This window comes from Bacillus sp. A015, assembly GCF_053851875.1.
Window position 1 is genome coordinate 202,304 of record NZ_JBSPZB010000005.1, and the last position, 22,998, is coordinate 225,301.

26 protein-coding genes and 1 pseudogene are annotated in these 22,998 nt (G+C 39.8%); 23 read left to right on the forward strand and 4 right to left on the reverse strand.

What is annotated here, in order from left to right; genetic code table 11:
- Positions 1-311: 311 nt before the first annotated feature.
- From ACSLGF_RS06815 to ACSLGF_RS06850, 8 genes are all read left to right on the forward strand, one after another.
- Positions 312-707 carry an SMI1/KNR4 family protein gene (locus tag ACSLGF_RS06815; RefSeq protein WP_456003692.1) on the forward strand — a complete coding sequence of 132 codons (396 nt, stop codon included), beginning with the start codon at positions 312-314 and terminating at the stop codon, positions 705-707.
- A 206-nt stretch (positions 708-913) separates the two neighbouring features.
- Positions 914-1,039: a hypothetical protein gene (locus ACSLGF_RS06820; protein ID WP_456003694.1), complete on the forward strand. Its 126-nt coding sequence runs from the start codon at positions 914-916 to the stop codon at positions 1,037-1,039.
- Between the two features lie 181 nt (positions 1,040-1,220).
- Positions 1,221-1,775 (forward strand): hypothetical protein, encoded by a 555-nt coding sequence (locus ACSLGF_RS06825; RefSeq protein ID WP_456003696.1) that lies wholly within the window; start codon positions 1,221-1,223, stop codon positions 1,773-1,775.
- A gap of 72 nt (positions 1,776-1,847) precedes the next feature.
- Positions 1,848-2,183, forward strand: coding sequence for an uberolysin/carnocyclin family circular bacteriocin (locus ACSLGF_RS06830; RefSeq protein WP_456003699.1), 336 nt, complete (start codon positions 1,848-1,850; stop codon positions 2,181-2,183).
- Between the two features lie 70 nt (positions 2,184-2,253).
- Positions 2,254-3,915, forward strand: a complete 1,662-nt coding sequence (locus ACSLGF_RS06835; protein ID WP_456003702.1) for a hypothetical protein — start codon at positions 2,254-2,256, stop codon at positions 3,913-3,915.
- Positions 3,908-4,609 (forward strand): ABC transporter ATP-binding protein, encoded by a 702-nt coding sequence (locus tag ACSLGF_RS06840; protein ID WP_456003705.1) that lies wholly within the window; start codon positions 3,908-3,910, stop codon positions 4,607-4,609. The genes ACSLGF_RS06835 and ACSLGF_RS06840 overlap by 8 nt, the downstream gene beginning before the upstream one ends.
- On the forward strand, positions 4,606-5,136 hold the full coding sequence (locus ACSLGF_RS06845; RefSeq protein WP_456003708.1) for a stage II sporulation protein M: 531 nt from the start codon (positions 4,606-4,608) through the stop codon (positions 5,134-5,136). Before ACSLGF_RS06840 ends, ACSLGF_RS06845 begins: the two co-directional genes overlap by 4 nt.
- Positions 5,137-5,149: 13 nt before the next feature.
- Positions 5,150-5,371 carry a DUF5970 family protein gene (locus ACSLGF_RS06850; protein WP_456003711.1) on the forward strand — a complete coding sequence of 74 codons (222 nt, stop codon included), beginning with the start codon at positions 5,150-5,152 and terminating at the stop codon, positions 5,369-5,371.
- A gap of 263 nt (positions 5,372-5,634) precedes the next feature.
- On the opposite strand, the pseudogene ACSLGF_RS06855 reads toward ACSLGF_RS06850, so the two are convergent.
- Positions 5,635-5,830 (reverse strand): annotated as a pseudogene (locus ACSLGF_RS06855) (Prespore-specific transcriptional regulator RsfA); the annotation flags it as partial.
- A gap of 77 nt (positions 5,831-5,907) precedes the next feature.
- On the opposite strand from ACSLGF_RS06855, the gene ACSLGF_RS06860 reads away from it, so the two are divergent.
- The 4 genes from ACSLGF_RS06860 to ACSLGF_RS06875 all read left to right on the forward strand — a co-directional run bounded on the left by ACSLGF_RS06860 (position 5,908) and on the right by ACSLGF_RS06875 (position 9,903).
- Positions 5,908-6,762, forward strand: coding sequence for a lipoate--protein ligase family protein (locus tag ACSLGF_RS06860; protein WP_456003714.1), 855 nt, complete (start codon positions 5,908-5,910; stop codon positions 6,760-6,762).
- 44 nt (positions 6,763-6,806) lie between these two features.
- Complete coding sequence (locus tag ACSLGF_RS06865) at positions 6,807-7,292, forward strand: tetratricopeptide repeat protein (protein WP_456003717.1); 486 nt, start codon at positions 6,807-6,809, stop codon at positions 7,290-7,292.
- 104 nt (positions 7,293-7,396) lie between these two features.
- Positions 7,397-9,673, forward strand: a complete 2,277-nt coding sequence (locus tag ACSLGF_RS06870) for a glycosyltransferase (RefSeq protein ID WP_456003720.1) — start codon at positions 7,397-7,399, stop codon at positions 9,671-9,673.
- On the forward strand, positions 9,670-9,903 hold the full coding sequence (locus ACSLGF_RS06875) for a DUF5970 family protein (RefSeq protein ID WP_456003723.1): 234 nt from the start codon (positions 9,670-9,672) through the stop codon (positions 9,901-9,903). The genes ACSLGF_RS06870 and ACSLGF_RS06875 overlap by 4 nt, the downstream gene beginning before the upstream one ends.
- A 34-nt stretch (positions 9,904-9,937) precedes the next feature.
- Here ACSLGF_RS06875 and ACSLGF_RS06880 read toward each other — a convergent pair whose 3' ends face one another.
- Positions 9,938-10,738, reverse strand: coding sequence for an RsfA family transcriptional regulator (locus ACSLGF_RS06880; protein ID WP_456003726.1), 801 nt, complete (start codon positions 10,736-10,738; stop codon positions 9,938-9,940).
- 242 nt (positions 10,739-10,980) lie between these two features.
- Here ACSLGF_RS06880 and ACSLGF_RS06885 point away from each other — a divergent pair, with 242 nt between their 5' ends.
- The 4 genes from ACSLGF_RS06885 (at position 10,981) to ACSLGF_RS06900 (ending at position 14,239) form a co-directional block, all read left to right on the forward strand.
- Positions 10,981-11,202 (forward strand): DUF1450 domain-containing protein, encoded by a 222-nt coding sequence (locus tag ACSLGF_RS06885; protein WP_230030598.1) that lies wholly within the window; start codon positions 10,981-10,983, stop codon positions 11,200-11,202.
- A 169-nt stretch (positions 11,203-11,371) separates the two neighbouring features.
- Positions 11,372-12,673: an HD domain-containing protein gene (locus ACSLGF_RS06890; RefSeq protein ID WP_456003728.1), complete on the forward strand. Its 1,302-nt coding sequence runs from the start codon at positions 11,372-11,374 to the stop codon at positions 12,671-12,673.
- A 30-nt stretch (positions 12,674-12,703) separates the two neighbouring features.
- Entirely contained in the window at positions 12,704-13,204 is a 501-nt protein-coding gene (locus ACSLGF_RS06895) for a YwgA family protein (protein WP_456003731.1), read from the forward strand.
- Between the two features lie 222 nt (positions 13,205-13,426).
- On the forward strand, positions 13,427-14,239 hold the full coding sequence (locus ACSLGF_RS06900; protein ID WP_456003734.1) for a zinc-dependent metalloprotease: 813 nt from the start codon (positions 13,427-13,429) through the stop codon (positions 14,237-14,239).
- A gap of 49 nt (positions 14,240-14,288) precedes the next feature.
- On the opposite strand, the gene ACSLGF_RS06905 is transcribed toward ACSLGF_RS06900, so the two are convergent.
- Positions 14,289-14,474 (reverse strand): 2-hydroxymuconate tautomerase, encoded by a 186-nt coding sequence (locus ACSLGF_RS06905; RefSeq protein WP_003214939.1) that lies wholly within the window; start codon positions 14,472-14,474, stop codon positions 14,289-14,291.
- Positions 14,475-14,587: 113 nt separating this feature from the next.
- On the opposite strand from ACSLGF_RS06905, the gene ACSLGF_RS06910 reads away from it, so the two are divergent.
- A complete protein-coding gene (locus ACSLGF_RS06910) occupies positions 14,588-15,244 on the forward strand; it encodes a site-2 protease family protein (protein ID WP_456003773.1) in 657 nt (218 codons plus the stop codon).
- Positions 15,245-15,256: 12 nt separating this feature from the next.
- Positions 15,257-15,775 (forward strand): YwhD family protein, encoded by a 519-nt coding sequence (locus ACSLGF_RS06915; RefSeq protein ID WP_456003737.1) that lies wholly within the window; start codon positions 15,257-15,259, stop codon positions 15,773-15,775.
- Between the two features lie 133 nt (positions 15,776-15,908).
- Here ACSLGF_RS06915 and ACSLGF_RS06920 read toward each other — a convergent pair whose 3' ends face one another.
- Entirely contained in the window at positions 15,909-17,978 is a 2,070-nt protein-coding gene (locus ACSLGF_RS06920; protein ID WP_456003740.1) for a transglycosylase domain-containing protein, read from the reverse strand.
- A 225-nt stretch (positions 17,979-18,203) separates the two neighbouring features.
- Here ACSLGF_RS06920 and speE point away from each other — a divergent pair, with 225 nt between their 5' ends.
- The 5 genes from speE (at position 18,204) to argS (ending at position 22,621) form a co-directional block, all read left to right on the forward strand.
- The gene (gene speE / locus ACSLGF_RS06925) at positions 18,204-19,034 is read left to right on the forward strand and encodes a spermidine synthase (protein ID WP_099726539.1); all 831 of its coding nucleotides are present in this window, start codon (positions 18,204-18,206) and stop codon (positions 19,032-19,034) included.
- A 69-nt stretch (positions 19,035-19,103) separates the two neighbouring features.
- Positions 19,104-19,976, forward strand: coding sequence for an agmatinase (speB, locus tag ACSLGF_RS06930; protein WP_456003744.1), 873 nt, complete (start codon positions 19,104-19,106; stop codon positions 19,974-19,976).
- 80 nt (positions 19,977-20,056) lie between these two features.
- Positions 20,057-20,404 carry a hypothetical protein gene (locus tag ACSLGF_RS06935; protein WP_456003747.1) on the forward strand — a complete coding sequence of 116 codons (348 nt, stop codon included), beginning with the start codon at positions 20,057-20,059 and terminating at the stop codon, positions 20,402-20,404.
- A gap of 124 nt (positions 20,405-20,528) precedes the next feature.
- Entirely contained in the window at positions 20,529-20,951 is a 423-nt protein-coding gene (locus ACSLGF_RS06940; RefSeq protein ID WP_456003750.1) for a DUF1934 domain-containing protein, read from the forward strand.
- A complete protein-coding gene (gene argS / locus ACSLGF_RS06945; RefSeq protein ID WP_456003753.1) occupies positions 20,948-22,621 on the forward strand; it encodes an arginine--tRNA ligase in 1,674 nt (557 codons plus the stop codon). The genes ACSLGF_RS06940 and argS overlap by 4 nt, the downstream gene beginning before the upstream one ends.
- The last annotated feature ends 377 nt before the right edge of the window (positions 22,622-22,998 follow it).

Sequence of the window (22,998 nt, forward strand, 5' to 3'; positions counted from 1 at the left end):
GCATATGGAACATAAACAACACAAAAACAAAAAAACATCCGATTGGCTATTAAGTATCAGTATTCTTCTTGTCGTTGGGAAAGCTTTTATGAGAGGGGTTTATCTACCCGATGCCGGCTGATTATCGGGGTTTCCCTATTGATTGGTTAGTCCTGCATTCACATCATGGTTTTGAATTTCTATTGTTCGGTTTTATACTCGATGTCATCATTTTCTATTTCATTTTAAAGGTGCTCCTTCGGATATATAAAAGGGTCATGAAAAAATCAGCTGCTTAAAATATATCTCGACCCTTTAGGAGGCTCTCAAAAATGATCAATTTACCTCAAATCCCAAACCTGCTCATTCACCAGCCAGCAAGTGACATACACATCAAAGAGGCAGAATCCCAACTGAACCTGGTTTTGCCTCATGCCTATAAAGCCTTACTGAAACAGACAAATGGGTTATCCATTGGTGGTGAGCTGCTGCTATACGGTACTGAGGACATTGTGGAACGCAATGAAACGTGGGAGGCCCATCATTATGCAAGCGGCTATGTGGCCATTGGCGACGATGGCGGCGGGCAAGTATTTCTCATGCGGCTAGCTGAAGAAGAGAAAACAGTATGGATCGTCGATGCTGGTGTGATGGACCCTCAGCATGCAGAGTTGATGACCGAAAACTTTCTGAAATGGGTGAGTGAGGGCTGTATCATAGAAGCGTAATTGATCGCATTGCTTGAAATCCATGATTCACTGGTGGTCTTGCTGTGGTGCGGATGAAGGTGTACTGAATGTGTCTTTAATTAGAACAAAAGAAGGGCATTATATTGACCGTGGGTATGATGCGATGGATCCCTATCAGAATTGACTAGAGAACCAATTAATTGATTGTGCGCTTTTCATGGCGTCTATTACTGGAAGAACTTCAAATGCTGAAAGAACAATTAATAGCTTCAGGATTCACCACCGAGGAACAGCTGGAGTTTGAGAAAAACATGACGAGGATCATTGACTGGAATGAAAAGGTTTTCGAAGCCTATCATACTGAAAGATGAAGGAATAACTATAAGTGCATTTAAATATGTGTGTAGGCATAATTCTATTTTCCTGTAGAGTTATGCCTTTATATATATTCCAAAAATTAAACAGAAAAATTTTTGGAAATAAAGGTTGAAAAAGGGAAAAATAATGTAAAATTTGGATATAAACTGTTATTTAAGGGAGTAAAATATAAACGTGATCGAAAATAACAAAAGATGGTTTTGGTACTCATTAATGTTCATCTTAATATTTAATATCATTTTTCAGTTTAGTACGTATGAAAAAATTATTCAAATGTTTTTATCTATTGAAGGAGATGTTCCTACAATAGATAAAGATATTCTCCGATGGATTGTCATTTCACTTCAAATGTTTTCCGTTTTTACTAATATAATAGAGGTTTTAATAGGGGGGCTAATACTTTTCTTTGTAGCATTTTTACTTGGATCTAAAAAACCTAAAAAAACCTATATGTTAATTTACGCATTAACAACAGCATTATTCACTTTCAAACTTATTATTCTATCCATTTTTAACTTCCTATCTGACGAAAAATTAAATGCTTACACATTGGATAGATACGGATTGTTATTACACATTCTTGATCCATTTTTAGTTATATCTATTATATTTTTATATAGTTTAATTAGAAGATTAACTGATTTAGATAATATAAAGCGTTTAATTTTCTTATCTATATTTACCGTGATGAAATTAAGTGTCTTATTAATTAACTATTATTTGAATTAATAAAATTTAACGCTTATGGGAGAGAAAAAGGCGTAAATTTTATATAAAATAATTAGGAAAGAGGAACAAAAAATGAATCAATCTATTTTTAGAAAAAGATCTTTATTGTCTATAGGAGTAGGTTTATTAGGAGCGAGCTTAATTTACGTATTATTTTTAGCTGAAACACCTATTCAGATTACTGCTGCTCAAGGAGTTAGTGGGACGGCTGAGTTAACATCTACTTTGGGAATATCAACTGTTGCAGCTAAAAAGGCAATTGATATAATTGATTCAGCCTCTACAGTGCTGTCTATTATTTCACTTTTGGGTGTTGTTACTGGAGCAGGTGCAATTGGATATGGAATTATTGTTGCAGCAAAAGCTATGAGTAAGAAATACGGGAAGAAATACGCAGCATTCTGGTAATTTAAATGGTTCTCTCTCTTTATTCTACTAAAGAGAGAGTCTCTCCCATTACATAAAGGATTGATTTAAAATGCCTAGTGTACTAATTCAAATTCTCTCTTTAATAAAGTATAATACAGTGTCATTAATTAGAAAAAGAATTTTTGATTGGAATTTACAAAAAATTAGTAAAAAGAATTGGATATTTTTCTTTGTAGGGCTTATAGCAATTTATTTAACTCTACTTAGTTTAGCTGTATTTTTCGGGACAAAAGCTTTGAAGATGCCATTAAACACTTGGATTCAAATTGTTCTAATAGCAATTTTTTTAGATCAGATCATATGGGCTATAAACTATTTTAAAGAAAACTACTTACACTTTTTATTAGATCTCCGTAAACATATTCATCAACTAAAACATGTTCGAATAACACAAGTCCTTTCAGTTTTTTTTCAAAAAGCAATCTTTAAAACTATATTTATATGGTTTATTTTTGTGGTTCCTATTTCTTGTTTGTTATATATTTTTAAACAAACTGATATTCATCCCGTATATATTTTTTGTATGGGTGGGATACATCTTTTACTAGGGTTGCTCTTATCTATGCTCACATCGTTTTTTATTTATTTTATTACTGTTATATGGAGTAAAGGTGTGCAATTAAGACTTGTTAAAGCAATTTTCTTTTCTATTTCTTTATTGTTACCGCTAGCATTAGGCTATCTAGTATTTTATTTAACTAGTGAAGAAAGTCTAATTGAACAAATAAAGTTCTTTATTACTTCCGAAACATTTTCAACTTTATTGAAATATACTCCTTATATTTGGATGGCTCAATATAAATATCATTGGTTTATACTTATTAGTGTACTTATAATATGTATGGTACTTACAATTTTTATGATTTGTGTATGGGTTTTTGTATTGAGAAAATTAGATTTAATTCCATATTCAGACTTATATAGTAATAAATACAAATCGAAATTTAAAACTGCAGATAGTATGCGTGTCTTTCATGCAGTTTTTCAAAAGGACAAGTTATTTATCCAGAGGATGAATGGGTTCTTCATAAGAAATTTTGGTAGTATGCTATATTTACTTATGTTGATTTTAGGGTTTGGTATTCCTTCTATAAAAAATTTTTTTAGTGCGTACCCAGTAGTAGCAGTTATGGCTTCATCAGTAATTGTTGCAAATTTTGTTTATCAATTAGTAGGGGATGCTTTAAAAATGGTTCTATCTGTAGATGGAGAATTAAAAAATCAACATTTGTTTCAAACTAATGTCAAATCTTTAAAACAAATAATTTTACCTAAATTATGTTTATACAATCTTGGTGTTCTTATACTATCTGTATTACTTACTTTAGTTTTTTCTTTGTTTATAGGCCACTCTATTTATTTAATAATTTATATATTTATAGTATTTACAACATCTGGTTTTTTATATGGACTTATTCAAATTTCAAGTACTGCATTGTATCCTAAATTTAATTGGGAACATGTTTATGAGATTGGAGAGTCTGGTAAGGCTAAGACTTATAGTAACGTGTATAGTGCCTTTTTCTTTATTTTTTCACTTCAAATAACTGGGTTTTCAACTTACTTATTATATAATAATCCGAAAATGGAGACAGTCATTTTAAATGTTTCCTCTCTCATATTTTTTATATTAACCTTATTAAATTATATATTAATGTTGTTGTTCTTATCAAAGATAAAACTTTCAGAAAGGTTTGCAAGCAATGATTAAATTAGATGAGATTAAAAAAATATATGATGATAAAATAGTTCTTAAAAATATATCGTTTCAAATCAACAGAGGCTCTATATATGCTTTATTAGGTACAAATGGAGTTGGTAAGACAACAACTTTAAAAATAATTGCCGGTCTACTTAAGCCTACAAGTGGTTTTGTTACAATTGACAATCGCAAACTAGATATTTTAAAGCCAAGTACATTAAAAATAGGTTTTGTACCTGACCATGCAGTTTTATATGAATATTTAACTGGAATAGAATATTTGCGTTTCGTAGGTGAGATGTTTAAAGTCCCTTCCAAAGACATAGACCATTTTATTAAAGAGATTCTCACAGTTTTGAATTTGTCAAGTGAAGGAGATTTTTTAATTAAAACATATTCCCATGGTATGAAACAAAAAATATCAATTGCTGCTGCACTTATACATCAACCTAGTATATTAATACTTGATGAGCCACTAACAGGGATAGATTTAATGAGTGGGAAGACGATACGTGACTTGCTCAAAGAATATGTTAAAAAGGGAAATACTGTTCTTCTTTCAACTCATTTACTAGAATTAGCACATAGTTTATGCGATACAATAGGTATTATCCATAATGGAGAGTTTGCTCGAGAAATTATAGTTAAGGATTACTCTTTAAGAGAATTAGAAATCTTAGTTGAAGAGATATACTCCAAATGAAAATACTGAGGAGCTTACATTTAAATAATTTTAGTATTATAATTTCTCTTATCGTATTTTTAATAGGAATTACTCTAGGTCTTTTTACAACACCCACAACTTATAAATCTGTCACCCCTATCGAGACTTCATCCAATATGTTAGAATTAATAAAAAATAATTTATTTGTTTGTTTATTACTAATCTCGGGTTTTTTCTCATGTGGATTGATTACTCTGTTTTATCTATTTTCTAATGGTTACATTATAAGTGTTTCGATTTTAGAAAGTGTAAACAATGGTTTGTCCCCTATTCAAATTTCTTTATATATCCTTCCGCATGGAATTTTTGAAATCCCAGCTCTTCTTATAAGTGGCTCAATTGGGTTTATGGGTCTGAAAATCATCTTTGAATTATGTTTTAGTGACAAAAAAAATATTTTTACGAATAATTTGCGAAAAATTATTATTAATTTTATTTTAATTATTGTACTTATCGTGATTGCAGCATTTATTGAGTCTTATATATCACCCTTGTTAACTCTATAAAGGAGGATTTGTCTTGAAGTCAAAGTATTACCTTTTTGGGCTTCCCATTTTAATGGGATTCGGCATTATCTTATCTATGTCTAATGATTTTTTATTTCCCGTGCTTACTTTTGGAGCAGTAGGTTTATATTTATTTATATTTACACCTATTAGAAATAGGTGGATTAAATATTTCTTTTTATTTATTTTTATTTTAAATCTCCTGGCAAGTATTGGTTTGTACCTGGAGAAATGAGGATTATTTCAGAAAAGAAGCCTAGTGTTCTAAAGGAACATATGAAATCCAAAAACGGTGGTTAATTCTATTTGTTATGGCTTCTATCATAGGAGCCTGCTATGGCATTTCGCTTTTAGTGCCATTCCTTTAGCCTGTACTGACACTTGGCATCGCCGGTCTTTATATTTTTATGTTCGTGTTTTTGATCAATGTTCTTTTTAGTGTGATGCTATTTTTGGGCATTTAAAAAAGTGCTTCCCGCAGGTGGGGAGCACTTTTTGTTATTCTTCCATTTTTTCAAGATTGCCGTTCCGGTCCATTTTAAAGGTTGATGCGGCATTATCATCCTCTTCAATCTAGTTTTCTTGCACGATTCATGATTTTGACGAGTGCTTTATAATCTTCTTGAATCGCGAGCTGAAGCTTTTTCACTTCAGCTTCTAGATGCGAGACTTTATGAGAAAGCTCGTTGTTTTCCATTTCTCCCTCCATTCATCCCATGTTCCTTCCATGTTATAATAAACACAGTTTATGAACGAGAGGATATGCAGGAGATGAAAAATGAACCTATTGAACCTATTGAGTTACTGACACAGCCGAAATGGCGAATCATAGATCAGTCCAGCCTGGGGCTTTATGTAGACCCGAAGCAATCCTTCGCTATGGATGATACGCTTTGTGCGTCGGTGGGGAAGGGGCTCTCACCAGCGACTGCCCGTTCTTGGGTGCATCACAATACGATTGTTCTTGGTATTCAGGATACAAGACTTCCATTTCTTCAAGATGGCGTGAAGCTGCTTGAGGAAGAGGGGTATCGTGTGATTGTGCGCAATTCAGGCGGTCTTGCTGTGGTGCTGGATGAAGGTGTACTGAATGTGTCTTTAATCTTTGCGGAACAAAAGAAGGGCATTGATATTGACCGCGGATATGATGCAATGGTGGCGTTGATCCGCCGGATGCTGGCAATGTATGAGGTGGAGATTGAAGCCTATGAAATTGTCGGCTCTTACTGTCCGGGCAGCTATGATTTAAGCATCAATGGAAAGAAATTTGCAGGCATTTCTCAGCGCAGGTTACGCGGAGGGGTCGCTGTGCAAATCTATTTGTGTGCAGATGGAAGCGGACGGGAACGTGCCGATTTGATTCGCCGTTTTTATGATGCGGCCTTAAAGGATAAACGACAAGAGGTGAAGGCGGTATTTCCTGATATACAGCCTGATACGATGGCATCTTTGTCAGAGTTAATTGGTGAACCAATCGATTGTATGCTTCTGATGCGTCTTTTATTAGAAGAGCTTCAAAAGCTAAGTGACCAACTGACGGCATCAGGGCTGAACGAAGAAGAACAGCTTGAATTTGAGAAAAACATGACGCGGATGATTGAGCGGAATGAAAAGGTGTTTTCGTAAAACACATAGGTACTGCAATCTTGAAAAGACATAGAGGTGAAGTAATGGATACAAAGCTTGTGAAAGCCATTGAACTTCGAGAAAGTGGACACCTTCAAGAATCAAATGAAATGCTCACTTATCTTGTGGAGGAGTATCCATACCATGCCTCCATTCACTATCAATGTGCCTGGAGTTATGACTTGCTAGGAGAGGAAAGGCAAGCAGTCTTTTTTTATGAAAAGGCAATCGAGTTAGGATTGTCTTCAGAAGAACTAGAAGACGCTTTACTAGGGTTAGGAAGTACATACAGAACTTTAGGAGAATATGAAAAGTCAAAACAGATATTTCTAAACGGGATGGAAGTTTATCCAAATAACAGAGCCATTCAAACGTTTTATGCCATGACTTTGTATAATTTGAATGAACATAGCAAAGCAATGGAGATATTACTGAACTGTTTAACTGAAACGACAAAAGATCCTGATATCTTAAGTTATCGAAAGGCCATTGATTTTTATTCAAATCAGTTAGATACATTGTGGAAATGATATGGTGAATTGATGTTAGATGTTTTTCATCTAACATGGGCAATTGATATAAAATCATATAAGTGATGTGATTCTAGCGTTAGAGAGAAAGAAGGGGAAAATAGTTGTCGTTATTCACTATGTATTACCCGCTGTTCATGCTTTGTTTTTTATGTGTGCTGTATGGGATGTATCGTATTCAACCAGTAGCCACTACTGTTAAAAAAATCATCATTATCCTTTGTGTGTCAACAAATGTGGCCTATATTGGTTGGCGTCTGTTCTTTACACTGCCACATGAAGGTACATTTAATATCGTTATGGGTATCTTGCTCGTTGCCTGTGAATGCATTGGATTTTTACAGCTACTGGTTTTTTATACACTTGTTTGGAAGCCTTCAAAGCGAAAGCCAGTCAAAATGAGTGATCTTGATAGGGTGCCTATAATTGATATTTTCATAGCTACATATAATGAGCCAATTGAGGTGCTAAAACGGACTGTTGCAGGTTGTGTGAATCTCTCCTACCCAAAAGAGTGCATCCACATTTATTTATGTGATGATGGGAGTCGACAGGCTGTGGAACAGCTCGCTCATGAGTTTGGTGTTCATTATCTGACAAGGTCAGATAACAGATTTGCTAAGGCGGGTAATTTAAATCATGCAATGTCTCAAACGGATGGGGAGCTTATTCTCACACTTGATGCAGATATGGTGCCCCTTCCTTCATTTTTAGAAAAGACGGTTCCTTATTTTCAAGATGGAGCGACTGCGTTTGTTCAGGTTCCACAGGCGTTTTATAATGAAGATCCCTTTCAATACAATATGTTCTCTAAGGATCGTATTCCAAATGAACAGGATTTCTTTATGCAAACACTGCAATCCGGCAAGGATCGGTTTAATGCCGTCATGTATGTAGGGAGTAATACTGTATTTAGAAGAGCCGCCCTAGATGAAATCGGTGGATTTGCTACAGGTGTGATTACAGAAGACATGGCGACTGGAATGCTCCTCCAAGGGAAGTTCAAATCCGTGTCTATTGGAGAAGTATTAGCTGTCGGATTGGCCCCTGAAAGCTGGATTGATTTGTTGAGACAGCGAGATCGGTGGTCTAGAGGGAATATTCAGTGTGCCCGTAAATTCAACCCTTTGAAGGTTCATGGCTTAACGGTTATGCAAAGAGTCCTTTATATAGATGGCATTATCTATTGGTTTAACGGTTTGTTTAAAATGATTTACATCCTAACACCGATCTTGTTTTTACTGTTTGGCATCCAAAGTTTTTGGGCGGATTTTCAGTCCATTTTCATGTTTTGGCTGCCGGCATTCTTTAGTTCATATCTAGCGTTTAAACTTGTGTCGAATCAAAAAAGAAGTATGTTCTGGAGTCATATTTATGAAACCTCTATGGCATTTCACTTGGCTGGTGCGGCCCTAAGTGAGCTGCTTTTCAAGAAGCGAATTGAATTTCTTGTGACACCGAAGGGAATTCAAACGGATAAAAGGCATTTTCATTTAAAAACGATGATTCCACATTTGATCTTCTTGCTACTCTCATTGCTTGTCCTTGTGAAAACAGGGTATGATGTGAAGATAAAGGGGACGATGAATGCGGATCTTACGTTGATCAATCTCTTTTGGGTGCTTTATAACGGTGCAGGTCTATTCATGGCACTGATTGTTGCATTTGATCGTCCGCGTTATCGAAAATCAGAAAGGTTTATCATTGAAAAAGAGGGGCATCTTCGGTCCGATCAACAAGATCATGATATCCCTTGTTTTCTATTAGATATGAGTGATTCAGGTGCGCGGCTATCCATTCCATTGGATCAGGCCCCTTCTCTCTATCAAGGGCAAACTCAATTGTTCTTTTCAGAGGGTGAAGGTATTGTGTGTGACTTAGTCTGGAGTTATCCGGAGGGAGACCAGCTTCTGATCGGTGTTTCCTTTACTGACACACACAAATCAGGGTATCTATCACTTATCCGTTTCTTATTCACACGAGAACATGTGGCGATGACAGATCGTGAGGAAAAATCATTTGCTGTTCGGACGTTGTTCCGTTTCTTAAGAGAAACGGAGAAAATACCAAAGGCTATACGACGCAAATGGATGAGAAGATCTTTACAAGATGTTACAGGCGTGATGACCTACGAGGAACGATTGGATGAGAAGGTGCCGATTATCATACATGATATCAGTTTGTCTGGGTGCAGATTGGAGACAGCTGCTTCAATCGAATTAAATGAAAAAGTGATGATCACAATCGACACAGAATCGCTAACTGATCAGCCAGCGATTGCCGTTTGGACATCATATAAACGTGGTCGTACAATAGCAGGATTCAAGTTTGTTCAGTCTGAACCGAAGCAATTAGAAGAAAGAGAGGGAGCGGTATCTTGAAATCCAAAAACGGCAGTTACCTCTATTTACTTTGGCTTCCTGTCATCATAGGAGCCGGCTACGGCATTTCGCTTTTAGTGCCGTTTCTTCAGCCTGTACTGACGCTTGGCATCGCAGGGCTTTATATTTTTATTTTTGGTGATTTTCAGGTGAGACAGGTCAGGTATATCTTTATGTTCGTGTTTTTGATCAATGTCCTTTTTAGTGTGATGCTATTTTTGGATATATAAAAAAGTGCTTCCCCAAGGTGGGGAGCACTTTTTGTTATTCTGCCATTTTTTCAAGGTTGCCGTTACGGTCCATTTTAAAGGTTGGTGCGGCATTGTCGTCATCTTCAAACAAAACTAGTTTTCTTGCACGGTTCATGATTTTGACGAGTGTTTCATAATCTTCTTGAATCGTGAGCTGATCCTTTTCAAGCTTTTTCACTTCAGCCTCTAGCTGCGAGACTTTATGTGAAAGTTCGTTGTTTTCTCGTTTTAACCGGCTGTTTTCCATACGTAAGGCAGACGATTGCTGTCCATCACCTTCATAGCGGCGTAAGAAATCAATGATATCTTCGATGGTTAATTCCTGACGCTGCCCAAATGGATTGGCTTCTGGCTTTTTCTCTGCGACGTGGGAAGCCTGTGACAATAAATGTGATAAACTAGCTAACTCTTCATTGTAGCTTTTATCGACAAACTGGAGCTGTTCTGCTGTTTCAGCTGCTGGTGCAAACGTTTCTTCTTGCGCTGGTTCCAGCTCCTCAGAAAATTCCTCATGTGTAATCGTTTCTTCTACTTGCGGCTGATAGAGTAATCGTTTTTTCGCAGGCTGGCCATTGCCGAGTGCACGCATTCGTTGCTTTCGCTGTTTTTTGGCAAGTGCCAAGGCTTTTTCATATTGATGCCTCACGACAGCATTCCATCTAAAACCGCATGCCGCTGAGGTGCGGTTCAGTTTGTCTCCTACTTCTTCAAACGCGTTCAGCTGTGTGCTGCCCTCTCTGACATGGCGTAAGACGGTTTCTGCCAGAAGGAGATCATCTTCCTCTGACCAAGCATCTTGTCTTTGTTTTGACATGTGTTTAAACCCCCATATGATTTGATGGTATTAGATTAGCCAAGTTGAAGAAGGTTTATACAAGTTTGCTAAAAGGATAGTGGAAAATACTAGCTTTTATATGAACACGTATCGGCGGTTACAATGCATCTTGCAAGTCCAGCCGCTTCGATGTACAATGTTGGGTGGTATATTATTCACTCTTGGTTGTCCAACTGTTTCATATAGAATGAAGTTTCATCATTGAAAGGAAGCGTAAGACCATGGCTAATGAGTTTCGCGTATGTGACGATTGTGATGCGACGAACCTGAAGACGTTATTGCCTCGACTCAAATCGGTTGACCCTGATGCAAAAATTGAGATTGGCTGTCAATCATATTGTGGTCCAGGACGAAAAAAGGCTTTTGCGTTTGTGAACAATCGCCCATTATCCGCACCAACAGAAGATGAGTTAATCGAAAAGGTTCAAAAAAAAGTCAAATAAATGTCACTGAATGTGTTCAGTCGACCTAAAAAGAGGTCCGTCCCTGTCAGGTCGGGCTTTTTACGTCCGTGCAATCTTTGAGAACACATTCACCAGCAAATTCAAGGATGTTTTCGGGAAAAGTTACCCGATATAATAGAAACACGTCTTAAAAAAGAGGGACGAAACGATGGCGTATCCAAAAGGGAAATTATCTGAAGAAAAGGTATTTAAAGATCCTGTGCACCGGTATATTCACGTACGGGACGCATTAATATGGGATTTAATAGGAACTAGAGAATTTCAGCGCCTGCGACGAATTAAACAGCTAGGAACCACTTACTTGACGTTTCATGGTGCAGAACACAGCCGATTCAATCATTCACTCGGTGTATACGAGATTGTGAGACGAATTGTCGATGATGTGTTTAAAGGACGGCCTGAATGGGATGAAGGGGAGCGTGAGCTTGTACTCAGTGCCGCCCTGCTTCATGACCTCGGTCATGGTCCATTTTCTCATTCCTTTGAAAAGGTCTTCCACTTAGATCATGAATTGTTTACAAGAGATATTATTTTAGGGAAAACGGAAGTAAATGAAGTGCTTCGCCGGGTTAGTGAGGATTTTCCGAAGCATGTGGCGGAAGTCATTGCCAAAACCTATCAAAACAAACAGGTTGTCAGTTTGATCTCAAGTCAAATTGATGCCGACCGAATGGACTACTTGCAGCGTGATGCCTACTATACAGGCGTCAGCTATGGCCACTTTGATATGGAGCGTATTTTGCGAGTGATGCGTCCGAGAGAAGATCAGATTGTGATGAAGCAGAGCGGGATGCATGCCGTAGAGGATTATATTATGAGCCGCTATCAAATGTACTGGCAAGTTTATTTCCACCCAGTGACACGCAGTGCGGAAGTCATTTTAACGAAAATCCTCCATCGAGCAAAAGAGCTGCATGAAACCGGCTATATGTTTACACATGCCCCTGTTCATTTTTATTCGATTTTTGAAGGGAATGTCACCACAGAGGATTATATTAAGCTGGATGAATCCATTGTCTTATTTTATTTTCAGGCGTGGGAAGACGAAGAAGATCATGTGCTGGCTGATTTGTGCCGCCGTTTTATGAACCGCCGATTGTTCCAATATACAGAGTTTAATCCAAATGAAGAAATGACGAAATATTTCAAGCTGACCGCCTTGTTCAAGGAGGCAGGCATTGATCCTGACTATTATTTAGTGGTCGACTCTTCCTCTGACTTGCCTTATGACTTCTACAGACCGGGGGAGGAAGAAGAGAGGCTGCCTATTCACCTCTTAACGCAAAGTGATCATATTAAAGAACTGTCGAGACAGTCAGATATTGTTGACGCCATTTCCGGTAAACGAAGAACCGATCATAAACTTTATTTCCCGATGGACTTAATTGTAGATATGTCGGAAAAAGCTGAAGAAAAGAAGGCGATCATGAAGTTGCTTGGATTGGGATAAGGAAGTACTGAAAAAGGAGATGTCGGGAATTTGTTGAAAGAGCATGCAAAGTTGATGAAGGTGTTCTCTGAATCAGGGGAAATCGTTGGACGGAAAAAGCTGCAAAAAATGATTTACATAGCAAAAAAGCTAGATTTGCCTTTTTACGAGAAATACGATTTTCATTTTTATGGCCCCTATTCAGAGGAGTTGACGCTCAGAATTGAAGAGCTGTGCAACCTTGGATTCTTGGACGAAATGAAGGAAAAAAAGGGCGGATACTATCAATATCGCTATTCGCTGACGGACAATGGGAAAGAGTTTCTCGATCAGTGTGAAGTGGACATGCCTGACCTCAAAGTGCTGACGCAGCAGATGAACGAGCAATCGTCTCGTTTCCTTGAGCTCGTCTCAACGATTTTATACTTTGATGACCTGCCTCAAGATGAGGTGAAGGAAAAGGTCTTCACCATTAAAAGCAAGCAGCGCTATACGGACGAAGAATTTGAGGCTGCCCTAGCTTATATCGATCAGTTGAACGAACTGAACTAATTTGACAAGAGCCCGACTTTTTGGGCTTTTTTTGTTTTGGAAGACCCAGACCAAAGTGCTATTTTTCGATGAAATGTGTGCCGAAATATCCGAAAAATTAGTGAAAATGACGTGATTCGATTTCTTCCTGTGCATCCAATTCCCTGTTTTTGACTGAATAGAAGGAAAATAGTGAATTTTCAGTGAATATATAACCTTGTGAAAAACAAAGGAGGGATAGGAATGAAAAAGCGTTCAGTCTTTTTGTCATTTTTATTGGTAGGTAGTTTGTTACCGGGGGTAAGTTCAGCTTCAGCGCCAGTAGCGAGTGCAGGTCATGGGCATGATCATGGTCATGCGCCGTTCGAAACACATGTTAGTGAGGGGTTGCCAAAGGCAAATGATTTTAAAGATTTGATGACAGCACCTCCAATTGAACAAGATGTCACAACAAAGGTGTTAGATGAGTCCGGTAAGCAGGTAGGCTCCAGAACCTTTAAGGCCAATACAGGAGATTCTATTTCAACAAAAGCAAGTACAGGCAGTCAGAAAGTGACAGTCTATGCAGTTGCTGATGCGCAGTATCGCGCGAAATATAGTGATTGGCAGACGCGGATTGTCAGCATCATCGAGCAAGCGGACGTCACATTTAACCGCGACCATGATGTGGACTTTGTGGTGCAAGCAGTAGGATCTTGGACGTCTTCTGGATCAAATGCAGAGCAAATTCTATCAAACCTTCAGCGCAGCTTTGATGGCAGAGGGTACGACTTTGTCACAGGATTTACAGCAAATCCAAACTTTGATGCTGGCGGAATTGCTTATGTTTACAATCGTGCACCGAGCGGAAGTGCATTCGCTGTCAACCTTGACCAAGGAACAGCGAATACAGCAAAAGCCGCTACGCATGAATACGGCCATAACTTTGGCTTGCCGCATGACCCTCAAGGCAGTGGAATTGTCTGCTTAATGAATTATGATTATTCCTATACAGTCGATTACTTCGATGCGGCTCATAAAAGTCAAGTGAACCGTAACAAAGCGTGGTACAGATAAGATAAGAGACAAAAGGACAAACACAGAGGTGTTCGTCCTTTTTATATGCTTACAGGTCGCTCATTCGCTTCCCTGCTACGGCATAGTGTTCTTTTTTCATTTCTTCAATAATGACAGAGACTTTTTCTGCACCTGCGCCTGTTGTTTCGACAACGGCATCAGTGACTTTCTCCACAAGAGCTCTTTTCTGCTCGTCTGTTCTTCCTTCAAGCATTTGAACAGTGACAATCGGCAATACAAAAACCTCCTTTTTCCTTTAGTGCTACGCTTCCCTTTAGTTTAAGGGACTTCTTATAGTATACTGAATGAAGTAAATCATTGTATAGAAAGAAAGAGGGATTCATGCCTTTGGACCAATTTCTTGTTTATCCATTAGAACTTATTCCATATGTCGCGATTACGCTTGTCGTTGCATTCACGATGCATGAGCTGGCGCATGCATATGTTGCGTATCGTTTTGGAGACCCGACAGCTAAAAATCAAGGAAGGCTGACGTTAAATCCACTAAAGCATCTGGATATATTCGGGACGATCTTGATCTTTGTGGCTGGGTTTGGCTGGGCGAGACCTGTACCGGTGAACCGTTACCATTTTAAGAACCCGCGCTTAGCAGGGATTTGTGTCTCCATCGCTGGTCCTTTAAGCAACTTGATCTTAGCGTTTTTGGGCTTTTTTGTGTATGTGCTTCTTCAGAAATTCGGTGGAGAGTGGATCATGCGCTTTGAGCCGGGGGTCGATTATTTCTTCAAGATTTTTATTAACTTGAACGTCATTTTGTTCCTATTTAACTTGTTGCCGATCCCGCCTCTAGACGGGTATCGCATTATTGAGGACGTTGTCAGTCCTGGTATCCGCGCGAAGATGACGCAATTTGAGCAATATGGGATTATCATTTTCCTCATATTGGTCATTACGCCGCTAGGTCAGTTTGTTTTTGGTCCGTTGATCAGTATGAGAGATCAAATTATTTACTGGTTTAATTTAATTTTGAAACCGTTGCTTTAGGAGGTCTAACAAATGGAAGGTAAAAAGAAGAAACCGATTGGTTTTAATATCATTAAAAAAACAGATGCAACTGACGGTCATGGAGGTTTTGGGGCAGGCGCCCTCAGTCTTGATAATATCTCGCCAGTCATCATTGATGTAGAGGAAAAGGAAGCTATCATTGATATTGGTGCCATGCATGCAAGAAGTGCAGTAGAAAAAGGGATTAAATTTTTGAAAACAAAAGAAGAGGTACCAAACGGAAAGCCGTATTGGCTCGTATGGGTGACCATTGACCGCAGAGAAGATGGACCTTATTATGCGGGGGTGACGGCCTGTGAAATGACCGTCGACCGTTCGATTCGCCGCGGATATAAGTCACTTCCAGAGCATGTGAATTTAATGGATAAATCCATGAAACGCCAAATCGTCGTCAATCATATGGATGATGTATCGAAAAAGGTGCTTGCTGATTTTTTGAAGAGTCATAATGAAGCATTATGGGAAGCATCCACAGATGAATTAAAAGAAGGCTTGGCTGTCCCTGAGTAATTGTGAATTTTTTGTGAAGAATGGCTGAGGGCCACCAATTCCAGCCGTTTTTTGAGTAAACTGGTGTTAAAGCTAGGACATGGAGAATCCCGAGATGTGTATCTCGGGGTTTTTCATGTCTTTTTTGATTTCTTTATCGTTTCAGCCACTTTTCCCACCATTTCTTTGGCTTTTGATCCTGAACTGGGTCTTGCTCAGAGGCTTTGTCCTCAGCACCATAGCAGACTCCTGTCGGCTCAGTTCCTTCTATAAAATAGGTGAATACCTTTGATTCACATCCTGGACCAGCAAGGTCGCCGGTTTTTGGATTGATATACACGCCTTTTACGCCGTTTGGCGGCTTGAAGGAGGAGGCTGGCTGCTGCGTGAGGGCTGATTCCATAAAGGAGGCCCATATTTTTTTCGCATAGGCGGTTTCTTCAACCGAGTCAATGGTGCGTCCTTTATCATAGCCGGTCCACACACCTGTGACGAGCTGGGGTGAGAAGCCGATCATCCAGCTGTCTGCTCCTGTCGTCCCCGATTTTCCGCCGTATGTTCGTGTGAGGTCCTTCATCATGGTACGTCCAGTGACACTTGTATATCCATTTAGTTGATCATTGAACATCCCTGACATCATGTCGGTGGTAACAAATGCTGCTTTTTCATCTAGGGCTTGCTCTCGTTTTTGTTTTTCCTCAAAGAGCACGTTGCCTTTTGCGTCTGTTACTTTCGTAATAAAGGTTGGCTTGACACGTTTGCCGCCATTGACAAGCATGGCGTAAGCGTTGGTCATTTCAATTGGTTTGACAGGAGACGTGCCTAGGGCAAGTGAGGGCACTTGATCTAGTTTCTCGTTGATACCAAATGTTTTACCTGCACGTACAAGCTGCTCCATGCCTAAAAACAGATGGGTTTTGACTGCATAAATATTATCAGACAGTGCCAGGGCTTGGAGCATCGTAATTCCGTCATTGGCGTAATAGCCGTGATAGTTACTTGGTGAATAAGCGGCACCGCTCCCTTGATCATCCAGCTCAAAAACCGTTTCCTCACTGCGCATGACAGTTGCTGGTGTAAAACCATTTTGCAAGGCAATGTAATAGAGAAGGGGTTTCATTGTTGAACCGGGCTGTCTTTTGGCTTGTGTTACCCGATTGAATGGGCTTTTCTCATAATCCCTTCCCCCGATTAGAGCAAGCACATGCCCTGTTTGGGGATGGATGGCGGTAAAGCCTATTTGGATGTCTGAGCCGGCATTCATCGTTTTTTTCAGCGTCTTTTCTGCGATTTTTTGTAACTCTGGATGTAAGGTTGTTTGTATATGCAGTCCGTAGGTTTCAATTTGTTCCTCTGTTAAGCCTAAGGTTTGTTTCAGTTCTCGAATCACATCATCATAAAAATACGGGGCTTGCTTTGCTTGCAGCTGCTTCTGCTTGAGCGGACGATAGGACAGCTTTTCTTTTGTGGCATCAGCCGCTGCTTTTTTTGAAATCATGCCTTCCTCTTGCATCTGACTTAGAATCATGGCTTTTCTTGCCTCAGCTTTCTCCTCATTCACATAAGGAGAATAGAGGGAAGGCCCCTTTGGGATACCAGCAAGCAGGGCAGATTCGGACAGGGTCAAGTCCTTCGCCTTTTTCCCGAAATAAAGGCGGGACGCCGCTTCCACACCGTACGCTCCGTGACCATAATAAATGGTGTTCAAGTATCCTTCTAAAATCTCATCTTTTGTATAGTTTTGCTCTAAGCGGATCGTGTAATAGGCTTCATTCCACTTCCGCTTCCAAGTTTTATCATGATCTAAATAGAGATTTCGTGCATATTGCTGAGTGATCGTGCTGGCACCTTGCACCTTTGCCATTGCACGAATATCGGCTACCGCAGCACCCGCCATCCGTTTTACATCAAAGCCATGATGCTCATAAAAGGTTTTATCCTCAACAGCTACAACTGCCTGCCTGATATGAGGGGACATGTCCTTTAATGGGACCCAATATCTCTTTTCTCCAAAGCTGGATTCTCCAAGTTTTGAGCCATCTGCTGCATAAATGGTCGTGGATTGGGGAACTTGAACAGAAGGGGCACCTTGCCACTTTGCAAGTAAAAGAATCGTCAAAAAGACAGTGCCTGCAAATAGAAAGGCGAGCAAGCCAATAAAAAAGCAGGCTCGAATCGTTTTCACGGTCATGCGGATTTTTTTATTACTCATGATTGTGTCCATGCAAAGCCCCCATTTTGACGGTTTTTTATCAGTATGGAACAAAGAAAACCGTTTTAAACAAGTGATTGCATGAGTGTGCCTTAAAAGTGAAGATATCGTATGCGGTTCTTTACAATTTGATATGAATCCACTATACTTTTTTCTTGGACAATCGATATAGTCATAGCCGATAAAAGGCGCTAACAATAGATGTTTGTTTATTATTGGATGAGAGGAAGATGGACAATGAGCGAACTTTGGTATACAGAGAAGCAAACGAAGAATTTTGGCATTACATTAAAGGTGAAGAAAACCCTTCACACAGAACAAACAGACTTTCAGCATTTAGAAATGGTGGAAACAGAAGAGTTTGGCAATATGCTGTTTTTAGACGGCATGGTGATGACATCTGAGAAAGATGAGTTTGTATACCACGAAATGGTGGCACATGTTCCTCTTTTCACTCATCCAAACCCGGAAAATGTTCTTGTCGTAGGCGGAGGAGACGGCGGTGTGATTCGTGAAATCCTCAAACACCCAAGTGTGAAAAAGGCTACGCTTGTTGATATTGACGGCAAGGTGATCGAATACTCGAAGAAATTCCTTCCTTCCATTGCTGGGAAACTAGACGATCCTCGTGTGGATGTCAAAGTGGGAGACGGCTTTATGCACATTGCCGAAGCTGACAACGAATATGATGTCATCATGGTGGACTCGACTGAGCCAGTTGGGCCAGCTGTGAACCTGTTCTCTAAAGGATTTTACGCAGGAATTTCAAAAGCACTCAAAGAAGACGGTATTTTCGTTGCACAAACGGACAACCCTTGGTTCACACCAGAGTTGATTACAAATGTACAGCGTGATGTAAAGGAAATTTTCCCGATCACAAAGCTTTACACAGCGAATATCCCAACGTATCCAAGCGGTCTTTGGACGTTTACAATCGGTTCTAAAAAATATGATCCACTTGCTGTAGAAGACAGCCGCTTCTTTGATATTGAAACAAAATATTACACAAAAGAATTGCACAAAGCGGCATTCGTTCTGCCGAAATTTGTGAGCGACTTAATGAAATAAATCAAGCGAAATGGAAATGCGCAAATGATGGTTTGCGCATTTTTTGAAGCGTAAAAGGAGGAATCTTGCATGAGATTCGACGAGGCTTATTCAGGAAAAGTGTTTATTGGAAGTCATCCGACATGGGAAGATGCAAAAGTCATTTTATACGGTATGCCGATGGATTGGACAGTCAGTTACCGCCCAGGCTCACGTTTTGGTCCGAACCGTATTCGTGAAGTATCCATTGGTTTAGAGGAATACAGCCCTTATTTAGATCGTGAGCTGCACGAGGTACCATTCTTTGATGCTGGTGACATTCCACTTCCTTTTGGGAACGCACAAAAAAGCTTAGATTTAATTGAAGAGTATGTCGACAGCATTTTAGAAAAAGACAAATTTCCATTAGGAATGGGCGGCGAGCATCTAGTGTCTTGGCCGGTTTTCCGTGCAATGCATAAAAAATATCCAGATTTGGCGATCATCCATATGGATGCACATACGGATCTTCGTGAGGAATATGAGGGAGAGCCGCTCTCTCATTCCACACCCATTCGTAAAGCAGCAGGACTCATTGGACCTGAAAATGTGTTCTCTTTCGGGATTCGTTCTGGGATGAAAGAAGAGTTTGAATGGGCAAAAGAAGCGGGCATGCACATGTCTACATTTGAAGTGCTGGAGCCCTTGAAGCAAGTATTGCCAAAGCTGAAGGGACGCCCAGTTTATGTCACGATCGACATTGATGTACTAGACCCAGCACATGCACCTGGTACAGGAACGGTTGATGCTGGCGGCATTACGTCAAAAGAGCTGCTTGCATCCATTCATGCGATTGCAGGCTCTGATGTCCAAGTAGTCGGTGCAGACCTTGTCGAGGTAGCACCTGTATATGATCACTCTGACCAAACAGCGAATACAGCGAGCAAGCTTTTACGCGAAATGCTGCTTGGGTTTGTGAAATAAACATTTTAATAGAGGAGCTTGTCATCTCATGTGGACAAGCTCTTTTTTTACATTGGGCAAAAAAATAAAGGAGGCAGCTCATGGTTTCTTCTATATTGATGGTGTTACTCGCTGTATGTGTGTTAGCGGCAGGCTTTTTCACATTGAAACGAGAGCTCGCATCTGAGCCGCCAGTTTTCGCTTCGAAAAAAGAGGCAAAGGAAGAGATGGTTGGTCTGTTTCAGGATCGAGGTTTTTTCTATCTCACTGGCATTGCGTTATTCATGCAGGTGGTATGTAAGCAAGCGCATATCGTTCCATTTGATTTTTTTCAGGCATTTTTGGCAAGTTCAGGCATACAAGCTCTTTTTTATTTAATAAATCGAAAAGACTTGGGATTAAAGGCTGGACTCGTTATATTGGTCAATTTCATTTTTCTCTTTTGCTAAAGTGATTTTAGAAGATCAAAAACGAAGTTTAATCCTAGTGAAGAAGAGAAATGATGGTATGATAGGCGATCGTGAATATGGTATACTATTTTAGTTAAACGGGTCTTAGCAAAGGAAGTGCAAAATGACACAAAACCAAATTTCAATTCATGTAAAGTCAGTGATGAAACCAGAGACGGAACCGGCTGAAACGATCGAATTCCGGACAACTGGAACGTATCAAGAGAAGAATGACAAAACGTATCTCACTTACCATGAAGAACATGAAATGGGTCAAGTAAAAACCGTTGTGAAAATGAGTGAAAAAGAAATTTTTGTCATGAGATCAGGTGCCATTCAAATGAAGCAGCGCTTTCTCATTGGAGAAACGACCGTCACACATTACACGATGCCATTCGGTACACTTCAGCTCGATGTTCACACACACGGCATTGATCTCGATGTGGACAATGGGTTACTGCACATTACGTACGATATGCTGACAGGTGAAGATCAAAAGCATTTACATACATTATCGATTTCGTATAAGGAGGATTTACGTTCATGAATATCGCAGAACAGGTCAAAGATGCGTTAAAAGAAGAAATCATTGCGGCAGTCGTCAAAGCAGGACTTGCTGATGAAAGCCAGGTGCCAGATGTCCTTTTGGAAGTGCCAAAAGAGAAAACGCACGGTGATTACTCCACCAACATGGCGATGCAGCTTGCCCGCATTGCGAAAAAAGCACCTCGTCAAATCGCAGAAGACATTGTCAATGCGTTTGACAAAGGGAAAGCGTCTATTGAAAAACTGGATATTGCAGGTCCAGGATTCATTAACTTTTATATGAACAATCAGTATTTAACAACGCTCATCCCATCCGTCCTTGAGGCAAAAGAGGCATACGGCGAAACGAATACAGGCGGCGGCCAGAAGGTACAAGTCGAATTCGTTTCAGCAAACCCAACAGGTGATCTTCACCTTGGACATGCCCGCGGAGCAGCTGTAGGTGATTCTCTTTGCAACATCCTTGATAAAGCAGGGTTCGACGTGAGCCGTGAATACTATATCAACGATGCAGGGAATCAAATCAATAACCTCGCTTTATCTGTAGAAGTACGTTACTTTGAGGCGCTCGGTCTTGAAAAAGAAATGCCGGAGGACGGCTACAGAGGAGAAGACATCAAAGGCATTGGTCAAAAGCTTGCTGATGAATTTGGTGACCGTTTCGTGCACGAGCCAGAAGAAGAGCGCATGAAGTTCTTCCGTGAGTACGGATTAAAATACGAATTAGAAAAATTACGTGTAGACCTTGAGAATTTCCGTGTCCCATTTGATGTATGGTATTCTGAAACATCTTTATATGAAAACGGCAAAATTGAACCAGCGCTAGAAACGCTTCGTGAAAAAGGCTATATCTTTGAAGCAGACGGCGCGACATGGCTACGTTCAACTGATTTTGGCGATGACAAGGACCGTGTACTGATTAAAAAAGACGGCAGCTTCACGTACTTGCTTCCAGATATCGCATATCATAAGGACAAACTGGACAGAGGCTTTGATCAGCTCATTAACATTTGGGGAGCAGACCATCATGGCTATATCCCTCGAATGAAAGCGGCCATCCAAGCCCTTGGATATCCAGCGGACAAGCTTGAAGTAGAAATCATTCAGCTTGTCCACCTATACAAAAACGGTGAAAAGATGAAGATGAGTAAGCGTACAGGAAAAGCCGTGACGATGCGTGATCTGATTGAAGAAGTAGGCTTAGATGCCACTCGTTATTTCTTTGCGATGAGAAGTGCGGCGACACATATGGACTTTGACCTAGACTTAGCGATTTCTACGTCTAACGAAAACCCTGTATACTATGCACAATATGCGCATGCGAGAATTTGCAGCATGCTGCGTCAAGGTGAAGAAAAAGGCTACGAGCCAAACCTTGAGAAAGCAGATTTCTCTCACATTCAATCGGAAAAAGAATACGATCTTCTGAAAATCATTGGCAGCTTCCCAGAAGTTGTAGCAGAAGCAGCTGAAAAGCGCATTCCGCACCGCGTGACCAACTATATTTATGACCTTGCATCAGCCCTTCACAGCTTCTACAATGCCGAGAAGGTCATTGATGTAGAAAACGAAACAAAAACAACAGCTCGTCTATCACTCATGAAAGCAACACAAATTACGCTAGCCAACGCATTAAAACTAATTGGCGTATCTGCACCGGAAAAGATGTAATGCATAAAAGTCCCGCTCTACTTTAGAAGCGGGCTTTTTATATAAAAAACCCGCTACCTTCTAAGGACAGCGGGTTTTGAAAATTAACCAAGCGTATTAATAATGTTAGAAATAGAATCGAATAGCTGGCTGAGAACATCTGAAAACATGTTTTTGCCTCCTCTCTTTTCGTTGTGACATCTACTGAACGAGGGGGATGAAGATTTGGATCACTTTTTCTAAAAAAATGTTGAAATAGATCATGGAATAGAAAAAAGCACCTCGTTTGGGACTGACCCCCGTTTTTGAGACAGGGATCAAAACACCTTTATACAGCCAATTGCCGATAGTTTATCGGTGATTGGTTGTTTAGTTTCGTTTGAATGCGAATGTTGTTA

What these genes read in the sequence shown, in the direction of transcription:
- ACSLGF_RS06915 (WP_456003737.1), top strand. Translation starts at nt 15,257, where the DNA reads ATGGAAGGTAAAAAGAAGAAACCGATTGGTTTTAATATCATTAAAAAA.
- ACSLGF_RS06820 (WP_456003694.1), top strand. Translation starts at nt 914, where the DNA reads ATGCTGAAAGAACAATTAATAGCTTCAGGATTCACCACCGAGGAACAG.
- ACSLGF_RS06885 (WP_230030598.1), top strand. Translation starts at nt 10,981, where the DNA reads ATGGCTAATGAGTTTCGCGTATGTGACGATTGTGATGCGACGAACCTG.
- ACSLGF_RS06880 (WP_456003726.1), bottom strand. Translation starts at nt 10,738, where the DNA reads ATGTCAAAACAAAGACAAGATGCTTGGTCAGAGGAAGATGATCTCCTT.
- ACSLGF_RS06900 (WP_456003734.1), top strand. Translation starts at nt 13,427, where the DNA reads ATGAAAAAGCGTTCAGTCTTTTTGTCATTTTTATTGGTAGGTAGTTTG.
- ACSLGF_RS06830 (WP_456003699.1), top strand. Translation starts at nt 1,848, where the DNA reads ATGAATCAATCTATTTTTAGAAAAAGATCTTTATTGTCTATAGGAGTA.
- argS (WP_456003753.1), top strand. Translation starts at nt 20,948, where the DNA reads ATGAATATCGCAGAACAGGTCAAAGATGCGTTAAAAGAAGAAATCATT.
- speE (WP_099726539.1), top strand. Translation starts at nt 18,204, where the DNA reads ATGAGCGAACTTTGGTATACAGAGAAGCAAACGAAGAATTTTGGCATT.
- ACSLGF_RS06845 (WP_456003708.1), top strand. Translation starts at nt 4,606, where the DNA reads ATGAAAATACTGAGGAGCTTACATTTAAATAATTTTAGTATTATAATT.
- ACSLGF_RS06940 (WP_456003750.1), top strand. Translation starts at nt 20,529, where the DNA reads ATGACACAAAACCAAATTTCAATTCATGTAAAGTCAGTGATGAAACCA.
- ACSLGF_RS06835 (WP_456003702.1), top strand. Translation starts at nt 2,254, where the DNA reads ATGCCTAGTGTACTAATTCAAATTCTCTCTTTAATAAAGTATAATACA.
- ACSLGF_RS06865 (WP_456003717.1), top strand. Translation starts at nt 6,807, where the DNA reads ATGGATACAAAGCTTGTGAAAGCCATTGAACTTCGAGAAAGTGGACAC.
- ACSLGF_RS06935 (WP_456003747.1), top strand. Translation starts at nt 20,057, where the DNA reads ATGGTTTCTTCTATATTGATGGTGTTACTCGCTGTATGTGTGTTAGCG.
- ACSLGF_RS06860 (WP_456003714.1), top strand. Translation starts at nt 5,908, where the DNA reads ATGAAAAATGAACCTATTGAACCTATTGAGTTACTGACACAGCCGAAA.
- speB (WP_456003744.1), top strand. Translation starts at nt 19,104, where the DNA reads ATGAGATTCGACGAGGCTTATTCAGGAAAAGTGTTTATTGGAAGTCAT.
- ACSLGF_RS06815 (WP_456003692.1), top strand. Translation starts at nt 312, where the DNA reads ATGATCAATTTACCTCAAATCCCAAACCTGCTCATTCACCAGCCAGCA.
- ACSLGF_RS06920 (WP_456003740.1), bottom strand. Translation starts at nt 17,978, where the DNA reads ATGGACACAATCATGAGTAATAAAAAAATCCGCATGACCGTGAAAACG.
- ACSLGF_RS06890 (WP_456003728.1), top strand. Translation starts at nt 11,372, where the DNA reads ATGGCGTATCCAAAAGGGAAATTATCTGAAGAAAAGGTATTTAAAGAT.
- ACSLGF_RS06840 (WP_456003705.1), top strand. Translation starts at nt 3,908, where the DNA reads ATGATTAAATTAGATGAGATTAAAAAAATATATGATGATAAAATAGTT.